Below are 13,954 nucleotides of genomic sequence, written 5' to 3'. Positions count from 1 at the left end.
ATGTGTCAGGGGGTGCCGCCCAGAGCGCGGCTCACAGCGGCCGCCACCGGTTCCGGCCCCGCATGGGGAATGATCGCGGCGATATGCGAATCGGGCCTGATGAGCCATGCCTCATCCGGCCCGGCGCCGAGCCTCTCAGCGAGCGAGCCTGTCCCCTCCATCTCCGCGAGCCCGCGAACGGCGAGCGGCGCCGTAGTGACCTTGCCCAGGACCTGCACAAACAAACGCGAATCGCACATATCGCCCAAAAGCACGAGGAATCCATCGCGGCATGACTCGCGCAGCCTTCCACCGGAAAGTGGTACGTCGGGCAGGATGACGCCGGGCGCGGGCGGGCACAGCGCGCCCTTGGGCGGCCGGCCCTGGAACGGCCGCCCCGGCTCCGGCGTGGTCAGCGGCGAGTCCACGTACCAGAACGGCTCGGCGAACCGGCCCGAGTCGATCTCCGCGACCAGGCCGCCCTCCAGCACGGCCCGGCGGCGCATCCGCTCCTCCACGCTCCTGGGCGCGAGGAAGCGCATGGTGGCGGCCGTCACGTCGAGGTTCTCCACGGCGGCGGCGTGCCGCTCGGCGTGGTAGCTCTCCAGCAGCCCGTCGCCCGCCCAGCCGTTGAGCACGAAGGCCAGCTTCCAGGCCGCGTTCTCGGCGTCGGGCACGCCGGAGTTGAGCCCGCGCGCGCCGAACGGGGCCACCAGGTGGGCGCAGTCGCCCGCCAGCAGGACCCGGCCGACGCGCATGCGGGAGGCGATGCGCGAGTGGAAGCGGTAGGTGCTGTGCCAGAGCAGCTCGAACGGCCGATCTCCGATGATTTGCCGGACTTTTCGCGTTATATCGACATCTGTTGGGATGAAGTCTGGCGCGATCTGCCAGTCGATCCTGAACGTCCCGCCGGGACAGGGATGGATCAGCACCTGGCGGCCGGGGTTCCAGACGGGGTCGAAGTAGAAGCGCCGCTCGTCCTGCCGGCCTGGCAGGTCGGCCTTGATGTCGCAGATGAGGAACTGGTCGTCGAACGTCTCCCCCGTGAACGTGACGCCGAGCTCCTGGCGGATCCGCTGGGCCCGCACGCCCGCGCAGGCCAGCACGTACGAGGCGCGCAGCCGCCGCCGGCCGCAGTGCACCGTGACCCCGGAGGCGTCCTGCGTGAACCCGGAGACCTCGTGGTTCCAGCGCACCTCGATCAGCGGCTGGGCGGCGATGACCTCGTCGAGGATCTGCTCGGTGCGGGTCTGGGAGATGTTCACGCACGGCGGGAGCGAGCCCTCGCGCTCGAACTCCCAGGTCATCAGCTCCCGGTCGCGGTAGTAGGTGCGGGCCGTGGTCCAGGCCAGCCCCTCCTCGGCGATCCGGCCCGCGCCGGCGGCGGCCCAGATGTCGAGCACGTCACGCTGCTGGCAGATGGACTTCGACCCGGCCGGGTCCCTCCCGGCCCGCCCGTCGAGCAGCAGCACCTGAACGCCCCAGCGGGCCAGCAGCAGCGCGGCGCTCTGCCCGACCGGGCCCGCGCCGACGACGATGACCTGCGCCTGTGTGCCGTCCGACGCGCTCATGACTGCAACTGGTCCCAGACTTCGCGGTCGCGCTCGGCGGTCCAGACGCGCGGCCGCTCGACGCCGTGCAACTCGTCCCAGAGCCGGGAGACGTTGAACGGCAGGCAGTGCTCGAAGATGGGCCACGAGCCGTAGCGCGGCTCCAGGGCCCGGTGCGTGCGGTGGAACGCCTCCTGGACCGAGCCCGACCCGCCGACCTCGCGCAACATCACGGCCAGGAAGTCACGCGTCTGCGCGATGGCCGCCGCCACGCCCTCCTCGCCGCGCACCACCGCTCCCCTGCCGCCGACCAGTGTCCGCGCCCCGAAGGAGGCCACCCGGTCGAGCGTCCCCGAGGACCAGTCGCGGTGGAAGGCGTCGCCGGTGTAGAGGGCGGCCTGCGACTCGACCAGGTCGCCGGCGAACAGGATGCCCTGCCGGGGCAGCCACGCCACCAGGTCGCCCTCGGTGTGGCCCCGGCCGCAGTGCTGCAGCACCAGGTCGCCCCGGTCGCCGCCCAGGTCGATGGTGAGCCTGTCGCTGAAGGTCGCCGTCGGCCAGGTCAGCCCGGGGATCGACTCGGGCTCCTTGAACAGGCGGGGCATCCTGGCGTACTCGCTGGCCCAGTCCTGCTCGCCGCGCTCGGCGATCAGCTCGCGGGTCTTCTCGTGGGCCACGATCACGTCCGCGCCGAACGCCGACGCGCCCAGCACCCTGACCGCGTGGTAGTGCGACAACACGAGGTAGCGGATCGGCTTGCCGGTGTGCGCGCGCAGCCTGGCCAGCCAGGCGCGGGCGGCCACGGGGGTCGCCAGGGCCTCGAAGCAGACCAGGAAGTCCTCGCCCTCGATCGCGCCCACGTTGGGGTCGCCCTCGGCCGTCAGCGCGTACACGCCGCCGGCCAGCACCTCCAGCACCTGCTTCTTCTCCCCGAGGTCCGCCGACGAGGCGAACGATCTGGCCATCGCTGCTCCTCCCGCTCAGGCGTCGAAGTCCACCCGCACCTCGTAGGTGGCCGGGCGGCTCTGACACGCCAGGACATACCCCGCCGCGAGCTCCTCGCTCTCCAGGGCGTAGTTCTGCTCCATGCCCACCTCGCCCGAGATCAGGCGCACCCGGCAGGTGCCGCAGACGCCGCCCCGGCAGGCGTAGGGGGCGTCGGAGCGGGCGCGCAGGACGGCGGCCAGCACGCTCTCGCCGCCGCGCATGACCACCTCGGTGGTGCGCCCGTCGAGGGTGAACGCCAGCGCCGTCCCTCCCGGGGCGCCCGCCGTCCCTCCTGGAACGCCCGCCGGGCCGTCCTGGCGCGGCTCGCCGGCGTAGAACAGCTCGTAGTGGACGCGGCCGGGCTCGACCCCGCGCAGCGCCCGGCGGGCCGACTCCACCAGGCCGATCGGGCCGCACAGGTAGTAGTGGTCGGCCGCGCCCATGATCGGCAGCAGCCTGGCCACGTCGATCCGGCCCGAGGCGATCGGGGCCTCTTGCGGCTCCCTGCTGAGCACGTGCAGCAGGTTGAGCCGGGGGCCGTGGCGGTCCTTGAGATCGGCCAGCTCCTCGGTGAACATCACCTCCCGGGCCGTCCTGTTGCCGTAGACGAGCGAGAACCTGCTGAGCGGCTCCACGGCCAGCGTCGTGGCCACGAGCGACAGGACCGGGGTGATGCCGCTGCCGGCCGCGACGGCCAGATGGTGGCGCGCCTCCCGCGGGCGCAGCGGGACGTGGAAGCGGCCGAGCGGCGGCATGGCCTCGACCACGTCGCCGGGCGCGAGCCGGTCGTTGGCGTACGCGCTGAACGCCCCGCCGGGCAGCCGCTTGACGCCGATCCTGAGCGGGCCGCCGGCCGGGGAGCAGATCGAGTAACTGCGCCGCACCTCCGCACCGGCCAGGCGGGCGCGGACGGTCAGGTGCTGGCCCTGCACGAACGGCACCCGCTCGGCGAACGTCACGGCCACGGCGTCGTCGGTCAGCCGGTCCACGGCGGCGACCGTCAGCGGGCGGAAACGGCTCACGGGCTCAGATCTCCTTGACGTGGTCGAACGGTTCCAGGCAGTCACCACAGGTGTAGTGGGCTGTGCACGCCGTGGAGGCGAACCTGCTGACCAGGCGGGTCCTGGGCGAGCCGCAGAGCGGGCAGCGGGCGCTGAGCGCCACCGGGACCGGGCCGCCGCCCGGCGCCGGGGCCGCGGCGAGGATCCGGCCCGGCGGTGAGACGCCGTGCTCGCGCAGCTTGCGCCGCCCCTCCTCGGTGATCCAGTCCGTCGTCCACGGCGGGGACCACACGGTCGTGACCAGCACGCCGGGCAGCGCGCGCCGCAGGTCGTCTCGGATGGCGTCCATGGCCGGGCAGCCCGAGTAGGTCGGGGTGATCAGCACTTCGATCCCGCCGTCCGCCGTGTGCCGGACGTCCCGCAGGATGCCCAGATCGCCGAGGGAGACCACGGGCAGCTCGGGGTCGGGAACGGCCGCCGCGACCACCCTGGCCTCGTCGAGCGTCACCACGCCATCGCCCCCACGGCCACCTGCGCCGCCACTTGCGCCGTCACCAGGTCGCCCCGGTGTGCTCGCGGTGCAGGCTCTGCAGCTCGCGCAGCAGCTCGGTGAGGTGTTCCGTGTGCTCGCCCCGGCGCCCGCCCGACCGCTGCGGCGCGTGGTCCGGCGCGTGGTCCGGCGCGTGGTCCGGCGCGTGGTCCGGCGCGTGGTCCGGCGCGTGGTCCGGCATGGCGAGCCCGGCCGCGCGCAGCGCGGCGCCGACGTACGCGGCCCAGGGCTCGCGCAGCCCGGCCCGGCCCTCGAACAGCTCGTCCGTGTACGGCCACAGCGCCTCCAGGGCGCCCGTCGTGCGCCGCCGGCTCTCCGGGGTGCCCCTGCCCAGCCGCGCCGTCCACAGCGCCGCGTAGTCGCGGTGGTAGGCCAGCTCCTTGACCCCCTTGGCGGCCACCTCGTCGCCGGGGTGGCCGGCGTACAGGGCGTGCAGGAAGGCCGTGTAGAGAAGGTGCCTGACGACCGTCTGGGCGAAGTCGCCGTTCGGCTGCTCGACCAGCAGGCAGTTGCGGAAGGCCGCGGGATCGCGCAGGTACGCCAGCTCGTCCTCGTCGCCGGCCCTGGACAGCAGCGCGCGGGCCTGGCCGAGGAGGTCGAGGCTGAGGTTGGCCAGCGCGATGTCCTCCTCCAGCGTGGGCGCCCTGGTGACCCACTCGGCCAGCCGCTGCGACAACACCAGGCAGTCGTCGCCGATCTCCAGCGGGTCGATCACAGATGTCTCACCCCTTCGGGCACCTCGTAGAACGTGGGATGCCGGTAGGGCTTGTCGGCCGCCGGATCGAAGAAGGCGTCCTTCTCGTCCGGCGAGGACGCGGAGATCTGCCCGGCCGGCACCACCCAGATGCTGACGCCCTCCTGGCGGCGGGTGAACAGGTCGCGGGCATGGCGCAGGGCCAGCTCCGCGTCGGGGGCGTGCAGGCTGCCCGCGTGCACGTGGGACAGCCCGCGCTTGGGCCGAACGAACACTTCCCACAAAGTCATGAAATTTCCCCCTGCTGGGCGGCGTAGGCGGTCGCGGCCTCGCGTACCCACGCCCCTTCCTCGTGCGCCCGGCGCCGGTGGGCCAGCCGCTCGGCGTTGCAGGGGCCGTCTCCCGACAACACCCGCTTGAACTCCGACCAGTCGATCGCGCCGTGGTCGTAGTGGCCGCGGCCCTCGTTCCAGCGCAGCTCGGCGTCGGGCAGGCTGAGCCCGAGGACCTCCGACTGGGGCACGACCATGTCGATGAAACGTTGCCGCAGGTCGTCGTTGGAGTGCCGTTTGATGTTCCAGGCCATCGACTGCGCCGAGTGGGTGGACTCGTCGTCGGGCGGCCCGAACATCATCAGCGACGGCCACCACCACCGGTCCACCGCCTCCTGGGCCATCCGCCGCTGGGCGGGGGTGCCGTGGGCGAGGTGGTGCAGCAGCTCGAAGCCCTGCCGCTGGTGGAAGCTCTCCTCCTTGCAGATGCGCACCATGGCCCTGGCGTACGGGCCGTAGGAGCAGCGGCAGAGCGGCACCTGGTTGACGATGGCCGCGCCGTCCACGAGCCAGCCGATCGCGCCCACGTCGGCCCAGGCCGGCGTCGGATAGTTGAAGATCGAGGAGTAGCGCTGGCGGCCCTCGTGCAGCGCGTCCAGGAGCTCGGCCCGGTCGGCGCCGAGCGTCTCGGCGGCGCCGTAGAGGTAGAGGCCGTGGCCCGCCTCGTCCTGCACCTTCGCGAGCAGGATGGCCTTGCGCTTGAGGCTCGGCGCGCGGGTGATCCAGCGGCCCTCCGGCTGCATGCCGATGATCTCGGAGTGGGCGTGCTGGGCGATCTGCCGGATCAGCGACCTGCGATAGGCGTCCGGCATGCCGTCGCGCGGCTCCACACGCTCGTCGGCGGCGATGATCTGGTCGAATCCGGTCACCATTCGTAGAACCCCTTTCCGCTCTTGCGTCCCAGCTCTCCGGCGGCGACCTTGTCGCGCAGCAGCCGGGGCGGCTCGAACCGGGGGCCGAGCCGGGCGTGCAGGTAGTCGGCGATGGCCAGCCGCACGTCGAGCCCGACCAGGTCGCCCAGCTTCAGCGGCCCCATGGGATGGCCGTAGCCGAGCGCCATGGCCGTGTCGATGTCCTCGGCGGCGGCCACGCCCTCCTCCACCATGCGGATGGCCTCCAGCCCGAGCAGCACGCCCAGCCTGCTGGTGGCGAACCCGGGCGAGTCGTTGACCACCACGCTCGTCTTGCCGACGTGCTCGACGGCCTGCCTGGCCCGCGCCAGCACCTCGCCGGGCGTGGCCGTCGTGACCACGATCTCGACCAGGCGCTGGACGGGGACCGGGTTGAAGAAGTGCAGGCCGATGAGGCGGCCGGGGCGGTCGAGGGCGGCGGCCAGCTCGCCGATGGACAGCGAGCTGGTGTTGGTGGCCAGGACGGCGCCGGGGCCGATCACCGACTCGGCCGCGGCCAGCACCTCGGCCTTGAGCGCCGGATCCTCCGGCACCGCCTCGATCACCAGCTCGGCGTCGGCGGGCACCGGGGCCATGGCGAGCCTGGACAGGGCCTCGTCCTTGTCGGCCAGGCCCTTGGACTCGGCGATGGTCAGGCCCTCGGCGATCCGCCATCGGGCCGCGTCGGCCCGCGGCTCCTGCACGGTGACGGCATCGCCCTTGACCAGGAAGACCTGCGCGATCCCCGCGCCCATGCGCCCGCCGCCGATCACCGCCACCTTCACGACCGCCTCCTCACTTCTTCGCTGCCTGCGCCGGCGCTCAGGCCGGTCGCCTGGACTGCACCACGTGGAAGCGGCCGGCGACGTAGCCGGGATCGGTCAGCGAGGCCGTGGCCGCCGGGTTGGCGCCGCTGCCGTGGTAGTCGCTGAACGCGGCCGACTGGTTGACGAAGACGCCGCCGGTCAGGTTGCACGACAGGTTGACGCCCGCGTCGACGGCCGCCCGTTCGGCCTCGTCGAGCACGTCGGACGAGGTGGAGTAGGCGGCGGCGGTGAGCGCCCCGCGGGCCTTGATCGTACGGCGCAGCGTGTCCAGGCTCTCGCGCGTCGACCCCGTCGCGATGACGAACGAGATGGGCCCGAAGTGCTCGCGCCCGTAGACGTCGGCCCGCGACGCGTCCACCCGGACGATCACCGGCGTCCGCACCACCGCGTCCGGGAAGGCCGGGTGCTTGATCGAGCGCGACTCCAGCACCACCTCGCCGAACGCCGCCGCGGCCTCCACCCGCGCCAGGACGTCGGGGTTGACGATGGCGCCGGTCAGCTCGACCGCGCGGGCGTCGTTGCCGAGCAGCTCGCCGACCGCGTCGGCCAGCCCCGAGGCGACCTCGTCGAAGCTCTTGTGTCCCTCGTCGGTCTCGATGCCGTCCGCGGGGATGAGGATGTTCTGGGGCGCGGTGCACATCTGGCCGCTGTAGAGCGCCAGCGAGAACGCCAGGTTGCCGAGCATGCCGCGCCAGGAGTCGGTGGAGTCGATGACGATCGTGTTGACCCCGGCCTTCTCGGTGTGCACGAGCGCCTGGGTCGCGTTCCGCTCCAGCCAGTCGCCGAACTCCGTCGAGCCGGTGAAGTCGACGACGCGGACGTCGGGGTGGGTGGCGAGGGTCGTGGCCAGCCCTCTGCCCTCCTCCACGGCGAGGGAGACCAGCGCGGGGTCGAAGCCGGCCTCGGCGAGCACCTCGCGGGCGATCAGCACGGTGATCGCGAGCGGCAGCACGGCGCGCGGGTGCGGCTTGACGATCACCGGATTGCCGGTGACGAGCGAGGCGAACAGGCCCGGGTAGGCGTTCCAGGTCGGGAACGTGTTGCAGCCGATCACCACGGCGACGCCTCTGGGCACGACGGTGAAGCGCTTGTCCAGGACGAGCGGGTCGCCCTTGGCCGGCTTCGCCCAGCGGGCCGTGGCGGCCGAGGAGGTCATGGCGGCGTAGCCGTACGCGATGGCCTCCAGGGCGCGGTCCTGGGCGTGCGGGCCGCCGGCCTGGAAGGCCATCACGAACGCCTGCCCGGTCGTGTGCTGCACCGCGCCGGCCAGCTCGAAGCTGCGCTGGTTGATCCGGTGGACGATCTCGGCGCAGGCCAGCGCGCGGGCCTCGGGCCCGGCGTCCCGCCAGGCGGGCAGCGCGGCCTTGGCCGCGCCGATGAGCTCCTCCGCGATCGGCTGCGGATAGGTGACGCCGAGGTCGATCCCGAACGGGGAGCGCTCCGCGCCGATCCAGGACCCGGTGCCGGGCTGTTCGAGGGGGAAGGGTTTGCCGAGGTAGGACTCGAACGCCTCCTTGCCGCGCTCGGCCGCTCCCTCGCCGTAGACGCGCGGGCTCGGCGACTCGGGATAGGCGCTCCAGTAACCCCGGCCCGCGATGGCGGAAAGGGCTTTCTCCAGAGTCTCGCGGTGCTGTTCGAACATCGTTTCCACCCTCTTGACAGGAACAGTCCAGCCGTGTTGTGTTTACCGAACATTCGGTCAGTTGACAAGGGAGACTTGCGTTGGAAAGCGCGCGTCGAAACCCCCCGGCACCGGAAGAGCTCGATCCCGTCGAGCGCGTCTCCCTCGACGAGCTGATGGCGCTGCAACTCGAACGCCTGCGCTGGACGCTCGGCCACGCCTACGACAACGTCCCGCTCTACCGGCGGAAGTTCGACGCGGCGGGCGTGCATCCGAGCGACTGCAAGGAGCTCGGCGACCTGGCGAAGTTCCCCTTCACCGGCAAGCAGGACCTGCGCGAGTGCTACCCGTTCGGCATGTTCGCGGTCCCGCGCGAGCGCGTGGCCAGGATCCACGCCTCCAGCGGCACCACCGGCCGGCCGACCGTGGTCGGTTACACCATGCGGGACATCGACACCTGGTCGGAGGTCATGGCGCGCTCGATCCGCGCCGCCGGCGGCCGGCCGGGCGACATCGTGCACGTGGCCTACGGCTACGGGCTGTTCACCGGCGGGCTCGGCGCCCACTACGGGGCCGAGCGGCTGGGCTGCACGGTGGTGCCGGTCTCGGGCGGGATGACGTCCCGGCAGGTGCGGCTCATCACGGACTTCCGGCCCGACGTCATCATGGTGACGCCGTCGTACATGCTCGCGCTGCTGGACGAGTTCGCCGCGCAGGGCCTGGATCCCCGGGCGTCGTCCCTGCGGATCGGGATCTTCGGCGCCGAGCCCTGGACCGAGCGGATGCGCGCCGAGATCGAGGACCGCTTCGACCTGCACGCCGTCGACATCTACGGCCTGTCGGAGGTGATGGGCCCCGGCGTGGCCGCCGAGTGCGTGGAGAGCAAGGACGGCCTGCACGTCTGGGAGGACCACTTCTATCCCGAGACCGTCGACCCCTTCACGGGCGAGCCGGCGGAGTCGGGCGAGCTGGTCTTCACCAGCCTGACCAAGGAGGCCATGCCGGTCGTCCGCTACCGCACCCGCGACCTGACCACGCTGCTGCCCGGGACCGCGAGGCCGGCCTTCCGGCGCATGGCGAAGGTGACGGGCCGCACCGACGACATGATCATCCTGCGGGGCGTGAACGTGTTCCCGACCCAGATCGAGGAGCTCGTCCTGCGGACGGCGGGCCTGTCGCCGCACTTCCAGCTCCACCTGACCCGCCCGGAGCGGCTGGACGTGATGACCGTCAGGGTCGAGGCGCGGCCGGGGTTCGAGGGCCGCGCGGCGGCGGGCGAGGCGCTGCGCCGGGCGGTCAAGGACGGCGTCGGCGTCAGCGTCGAGGTCGAGGTCGTGGATCCGGAGACGCTGGAGCGCTCGGTGGGCAAGCTCCGACGGGTCGTCGACCGGCGCGGATTAACAAAGGGGGATAATTAGCCATATGGCCGCTCCAACTCCCACACGCCGGCGCGGGCACGACCCCGAGTCCGTGCTCGCCATCGCCGTGGGCGTCTTCAACGAGCGCGGCTACGACGGCACGAGCATGGAGGACCTGGCCAGAGCCCTCGGCATGACCAAGTCGGCCATCTACTACCACGTGCCGGGCAAGGAGCAGCTGCTCGCGCGGGCCCTCGACCGGGCGCTCGACGGGCTGTTCGCGATGGTCGCCGACGAGCGCGCCGTCGCGGGGCCCGCGATCGACCGGCTGGAGTGGGTCGTCCGGCAGAGCGTGCGGATCCTCGTCGACCGCCTGCCGTACGTGACGCTGCTGCTGCGGGTGCGCGGCAACAGCCCCACCGAGCAGGCGGCGCTGGAGCGGCGGCGGGAGTTCGACAGATTCGTCAGCGACCTGGTCAGGCAGGCGGCGGCGGAGGACAACATCCGGCCGGACGTGGATCCCGCGCTGGTGACCCGGCTGCTCTTCGGCACGGTGAACTCGATCACCGAGTGGTATCAGCCCACCCGTGGCGCGTCGGCGGACGATCTGGCCGACGCGCTGCTGAAAGTGACCTTCGACGGGCTAAGGATCTAGCTCGTCGCGGTGCCGGGGCCCGACCTGGGGCCGCGCGGCGTCCGCGGGCAGCTTGCCCCGCAGGTCGTTGCGTACCGCCTGGCCGAGCTTCTTCGTCGCCATCCGGTTGAGCGCGCCGCCCGCCACCGCCCCGGTGAGGAACGGACCGAGCGTGGTCAGATGGCGACCGAGCGTGCGCAGCAGACGGTTGCGCAGCGCCGTCTTGGTGGCCGCGCCGAGCGCGAGCGAAACGGACGTCGGGGTGAGGGGGTCGATCCCGCGTTGTTTCGCCCAAGCGGCGGTAAAGGCGACCGCGCGCTGGGCGCCGGAGCCCTGAACGCGCACTCCGTAGACCTCGTGCAGCTCGGCGAGCAGCTTCACCTCGATGGCGGCGACCACGATGGTCTCGGCCACGAGCTGCGCGGGGGCGGAGAGAAGGAGGGGTGGTGCGGCGAACTCGGCCGCCGCGAGTGCTCCGCCGATGGCGCCGACCGTCATGGTCGCCTTCTGGGCGGTGCGCACCAGATCGTCGGCGAGTTGCTCACCGGACAGGCCGTGATGATGCTCGGCGAGGGTGTGCAGGTCCCTGATCGGGATGCGGGGCGCGATGTTGAGGAAGACGTCCGCCAGCCAGCGCCCCCGGTCCGCGCCGGTCGCCCGCGCCCTTTTAGCCCCGGCGGCCAGCGCCAGGGCGAGTCGGCCGAGCAGCCTGCGCCGCTCGGCCGGCTCCAGTTCACCGGACGCGGTGAGCCTGCCTACGAGCTCGCCGACCTCGCGATCGGGGTCGGCGATCTCACTGCCTGGTTGACGATCTTTCTCTGGTACGGCCACGCGATGCCTCCCTGGTCAGGCGGCGCACTCCCGGCAGACCTGCTGGCCGTTCCTCTCGGAGGCCAGCTGGCTACGGTGGTGCACCAGGAAGCAGCGTGAACAGGTGAACTCGTCGGCCTGACGGGGGATCACCCGCAGGGAGAGCTCTTCGTTGGACAAATCCGCGCCGGGCAGCTCGAGCGACTCGGCCAGGTCGGTCTCGTCGATGTCGATGCTGCCGGACGACTTGTCGGTGCGCCGCGCCTGAAGTTCCTGGAGGCTGTCCTCCCCCAGGTCGTCGTCTGTCTTACGCGGGCTGTCGTAGTCGGTAGCCATTGTGCTTACTCCATCCCCCTCATCTATATGTCTTCGCGCTCATCGCGCGTCTTCTAACGTCCGGGAGGCCCATCTTGTGCCCGTTCCGCCGGGGAGATTTCCCATCGGTACCCCGCGGGAACACACCACGAACCTCCCAACACGTCAGGGCCTGCTGCCGACGGCAATGGTTAGCCAAATATGGCGAAACCCACAGCCTTGGCGTCATGCACCACCGTGTTCGACGGCACATCCAACCACATGTACGGCGAGAACGAGACGCCCCCTGCGCATCAACACGCGGACGAACGCCCTGGAGCAACACCTGCGTCAGCGCCTCGGGAGCCGAATGGTCACCACAAGTCCTCCACCATCACGTGGCACGGCGGACACATTTCCGCCGTGCGCCTGCACCACCGCACGGACGATGGACAGCCCCAGCCCCGCCCCCTTGGCCGATTCCACCCGGTCCGCGTGGAGCCTCCTGAAGGGCTCGAACAGGCTGTTCACCTCGTACGCCGGGACGTGTTGTCCCGTGTTGGCCACCTGAACAACCAAGGCCCCGTCCACCATTCCCGTCCGGATCCATACTTTTCCGTTTTCGGGAATGTTGTACTTGACCGCGTTCTCGAGCAGGTTGCTCACGGAGCGCTCCAGCAGCACAGGATCGCCTACGGTAGGCGCGCTGACCAGTTCGGTGGTTACCGTAACCCCGTGTTCCCGGGCGAACGCGGTGACCTGTTCCACAGCCGTCTGAGCGACTTCCTGAACGTCGAGCGGTTTGCGCACCGCGAGTTCGCGTTCGCTCCTGGCGAGCAGCAGCAACCCCTCGATGAGCTTCTCGTTGCGCGCGTTGACTTCGAGGAGGGTACGCCCCAGCGCTTTGAGATCCTGCGACGCCTCGGGATCGGACAGGGCGATCTCCAGGACCGTCCGGTTAATCGTGAGAGGAGTTCGCAATTCGTGGGAGGCGTTGGCCACGAATCGGCGCTGGGTGTCGAAGGCCACGTTCAGCCGGGTGAGCATGTCGTCGAAGGTGTCGGCCAGCTCTTTGAGCTCGTCGTTGGGGCCCTCCAGATCGATGCGCTGGTGCGCGAGCGTGCTCTCCGAGAGCTTGCGCGCCGCGCCGGTCATCTTCGCCACCGGCCGCAGGGCCCGGTCGGCGACGAAGTAGCCGATGATGAGCGCCAGGATGCCCACGCCCAGCAGCGCGAGGAAGGCGTTCTGCAGCAGCACCTCACGCGCCCTGACGACGGCCGCCTCCTTGGCCTCCGCCCACTGCGCCTGCATGATGGCCGCGTCGATGGCGTCCACGCCCCGGGTCCGCAGGTCGGGCCAGGCATCGCCGATGGTGTTGCCGACGATGTAGTACATCGAGGACAACAGCACGGCGGCGGCCGCGAACACCATGACCCCGTAGGTGAGCGTGAGCCGCCAGCGGATGCTGAGCTTGCCGGGCAGCTCCCTGACCCGTGCGATCGTCGTCCGCTGGGCCACCGGGTGGTCCGGCGGGGGCGGGCCGTCCCAGGCGGGCGGGCCGCTGGGCGGCGGCGCCTGCTGCACCCGGGTCGTCTTCCTGGCCGAATGCGGGCTGATCATCGGGTGCGTGGGCCCGGCCTCGTGTTCTGGCCGTTCGGTCACAACTTGTATCCAACCCCGGGCACGGTCTCGATCACCTGCGGCTCGCCCAGTTTCTTACGCAGCGTCATCATGGTCACCCTGACCACGTTCGTGAACGGGTCGATGTTCTCGTCCCAGGCCTTGTCCAGCAGGTCCTCCTGGCTGACGACGGCGCCCTCGGCGCGCATCAGCTCTTCCAGGACCGCGAACTCCTTCTTGGTGAGCACGACCTCCTTGCCGTCGCGCTCCACCAGCCGCTTGCCCGGGTCGAGCCGGATCCCGCCGCGCTCCAGGACCGGCGGCAGCGCGGGCGCCGAGCGGCGGCCGAGCGCGCGCACCCTGGCGACCAGCTCGATGAACACGAACGGCTTGGCGAGGTAGTCGTCGGCCCCCAGGCCGAGCCCCTCCACCTTGTCGTCCACGTCGCCCGACGCGGTCAGCATCAGGATCCGCGAGGCGGTCCGCTGCTCCACCAGCTGGCGGCACACCTCGTCGCCGTGGACGACCGGCAGGTCGCGGTCCAGCACGATCACGTCGTAGTCGATGTAGGAGGTCCGCTCCAGCGCGCCGCCGCCGTCGTAGGCCACGTCCACCGCCATGGCCTCGCGCCGGAGGCCGGTCGCGATCGCGTCGGCGAGCACCCGCTCGTCCTCAACCACCAGCACTCGCACGGCGGTACACCTCTCTCCGATTTTGGTGTCCCATTCTGCCCACAGCGTCGATAAGCGCACGGTAAGGCATGTTCAAGGGACGGTGACCTCCGTGTGAGGGAACGCACGAGAAATT

15 protein-coding genes are annotated in these 13,954 nt (G+C 71.2%); 2 read left to right on the top strand and 13 right to left on the bottom strand.

Going from position 1 to position 13,954, the window contains the following annotated elements; genetic code table 11:
- Positions 1 to 5: 5 nt before the first annotated feature.
- Genes ACWD0F_RS24935 through paaN form a run of 9 tightly spaced genes read right to left on the bottom strand, consistent with a single transcriptional unit; the run spans position 6 to position 8,452 of the window.
- Positions 6 to 1,550 carry an FAD-dependent monooxygenase gene (locus tag ACWD0F_RS24935; protein WP_449879244.1) on the bottom strand — a complete coding sequence of 515 codons (1,545 nt, stop codon included), beginning with the start codon at positions 1,548 to 1,550 and terminating at the stop codon, positions 6 to 8.
- Positions 1,547 to 2,494, bottom strand: a complete 948-nt coding sequence (locus ACWD0F_RS24930) for an MBL fold metallo-hydrolase (protein WP_449879242.1) — start codon at positions 2,492 to 2,494, stop codon at positions 1,547 to 1,549. Before ACWD0F_RS24930 ends, ACWD0F_RS24935 begins: the two co-directional genes overlap by 4 nt.
- Before the next feature lie 15 nt (positions 2,495 to 2,509).
- Positions 2,510 to 3,538, bottom strand: a complete 1,029-nt coding sequence (locus ACWD0F_RS24925; protein ID WP_449879240.1) for a 2Fe-2S iron-sulfur cluster-binding protein — start codon at positions 3,536 to 3,538, stop codon at positions 2,510 to 2,512.
- Between the two features lie 4 nt (positions 3,539 to 3,542).
- Positions 3,543 to 4,028, bottom strand: a complete 486-nt coding sequence (gene paaD, locus ACWD0F_RS24920; protein WP_449879238.1) for a 1,2-phenylacetyl-CoA epoxidase subunit PaaD — start codon at positions 4,026 to 4,028, stop codon at positions 3,543 to 3,545.
- Between the two features lie 40 nt (positions 4,029 to 4,068).
- A complete protein-coding gene (gene paaC / locus ACWD0F_RS24915) occupies positions 4,069 to 4,782 on the bottom strand; it encodes a 1,2-phenylacetyl-CoA epoxidase subunit PaaC (protein WP_449879236.1) in 714 nt (237 codons plus the stop codon).
- Entirely contained in the window at positions 4,779 to 5,051 is a 273-nt protein-coding gene (paaB, locus tag ACWD0F_RS24910; RefSeq protein WP_449879235.1) for a 1,2-phenylacetyl-CoA epoxidase subunit PaaB, read from the bottom strand. The genes paaC and paaB overlap by 4 nt, the downstream gene beginning before the upstream one ends.
- Entirely contained in the window at positions 5,048 to 5,965 is a 918-nt protein-coding gene (gene paaA / locus ACWD0F_RS24905; RefSeq protein ID WP_449879234.1) for a 1,2-phenylacetyl-CoA epoxidase subunit PaaA, read from the bottom strand. The genes paaB and paaA overlap by 4 nt, the downstream gene beginning before the upstream one ends.
- The gene (locus ACWD0F_RS24900; RefSeq protein WP_449879233.1) at positions 5,959 to 6,768 is read right to left on the bottom strand and encodes a 3-hydroxyacyl-CoA dehydrogenase family protein; all 810 of its coding nucleotides are present in this window, start codon (positions 6,766 to 6,768) and stop codon (positions 5,959 to 5,961) included. Before ACWD0F_RS24900 ends, paaA begins: the two co-directional genes overlap by 7 nt.
- Positions 6,769 to 6,805: 37 nt before the next feature.
- A complete protein-coding gene (gene paaN / locus ACWD0F_RS24895) occupies positions 6,806 to 8,452 on the bottom strand; it encodes a phenylacetic acid degradation protein PaaN (protein WP_449879232.1) in 1,647 nt (548 codons plus the stop codon).
- Positions 8,453 to 8,532: 80 nt separating this feature from the next.
- Between paaN and paaK the strand changes: the two genes are divergently transcribed.
- The gene (gene paaK, locus ACWD0F_RS24890) at positions 8,533 to 9,849 is read left to right on the top strand and encodes a phenylacetate--CoA ligase PaaK (protein ID WP_449879230.1); all 1,317 of its coding nucleotides are present in this window, start codon (positions 8,533 to 8,535) and stop codon (positions 9,847 to 9,849) included.
- A gap of 4 nt (positions 9,850 to 9,853) precedes the next feature.
- Positions 9,854 to 10,444: a TetR/AcrR family transcriptional regulator gene (locus ACWD0F_RS24885; protein WP_449879228.1), complete on the top strand. Its 591-nt coding sequence runs from the start codon at positions 9,854 to 9,856 to the stop codon at positions 10,442 to 10,444.
- Here the strand turns inward: ACWD0F_RS24885 and ACWD0F_RS24880 are convergent.
- From ACWD0F_RS24880 to ACWD0F_RS24865, 4 genes are all read right to left on the bottom strand, one after another.
- Positions 10,433 to 11,254 carry a hypothetical protein gene (locus ACWD0F_RS24880; protein ID WP_449879226.1) on the bottom strand — a complete coding sequence of 274 codons (822 nt, stop codon included), beginning with the start codon at positions 11,252 to 11,254 and terminating at the stop codon, positions 10,433 to 10,435. The two genes, ACWD0F_RS24885 and ACWD0F_RS24880, sit on opposite strands and share 12 nt — an antisense overlap.
- Positions 11,255 to 11,269: 15 nt before the next feature.
- The gene (locus ACWD0F_RS24875) at positions 11,270 to 11,569 is read right to left on the bottom strand and encodes a DUF4193 domain-containing protein (protein WP_090929286.1); all 300 of its coding nucleotides are present in this window, start codon (positions 11,567 to 11,569) and stop codon (positions 11,270 to 11,272) included.
- Between the two features lie 309 nt (positions 11,570 to 11,878).
- Entirely contained in the window at positions 11,879 to 13,147 is a 1,269-nt protein-coding gene (locus ACWD0F_RS24870) for a sensor histidine kinase (protein ID WP_449879586.1), read from the bottom strand.
- A 38-nt stretch (positions 13,148 to 13,185) separates the two neighbouring features.
- A complete protein-coding gene (locus ACWD0F_RS24865) occupies positions 13,186 to 13,839 on the bottom strand; it encodes a response regulator transcription factor (protein WP_449879224.1) in 654 nt (217 codons plus the stop codon).
- Between the last annotated feature and the right edge of the window lie 115 nt (positions 13,840 to 13,954).

This window comes from Nonomuraea sp. NPDC002799 (assembly GCF_053592075.1).
Note: the sequence above shows the minus strand (reverse complement) of the source record. Positions and strands in the feature narration are given on the sequence as shown.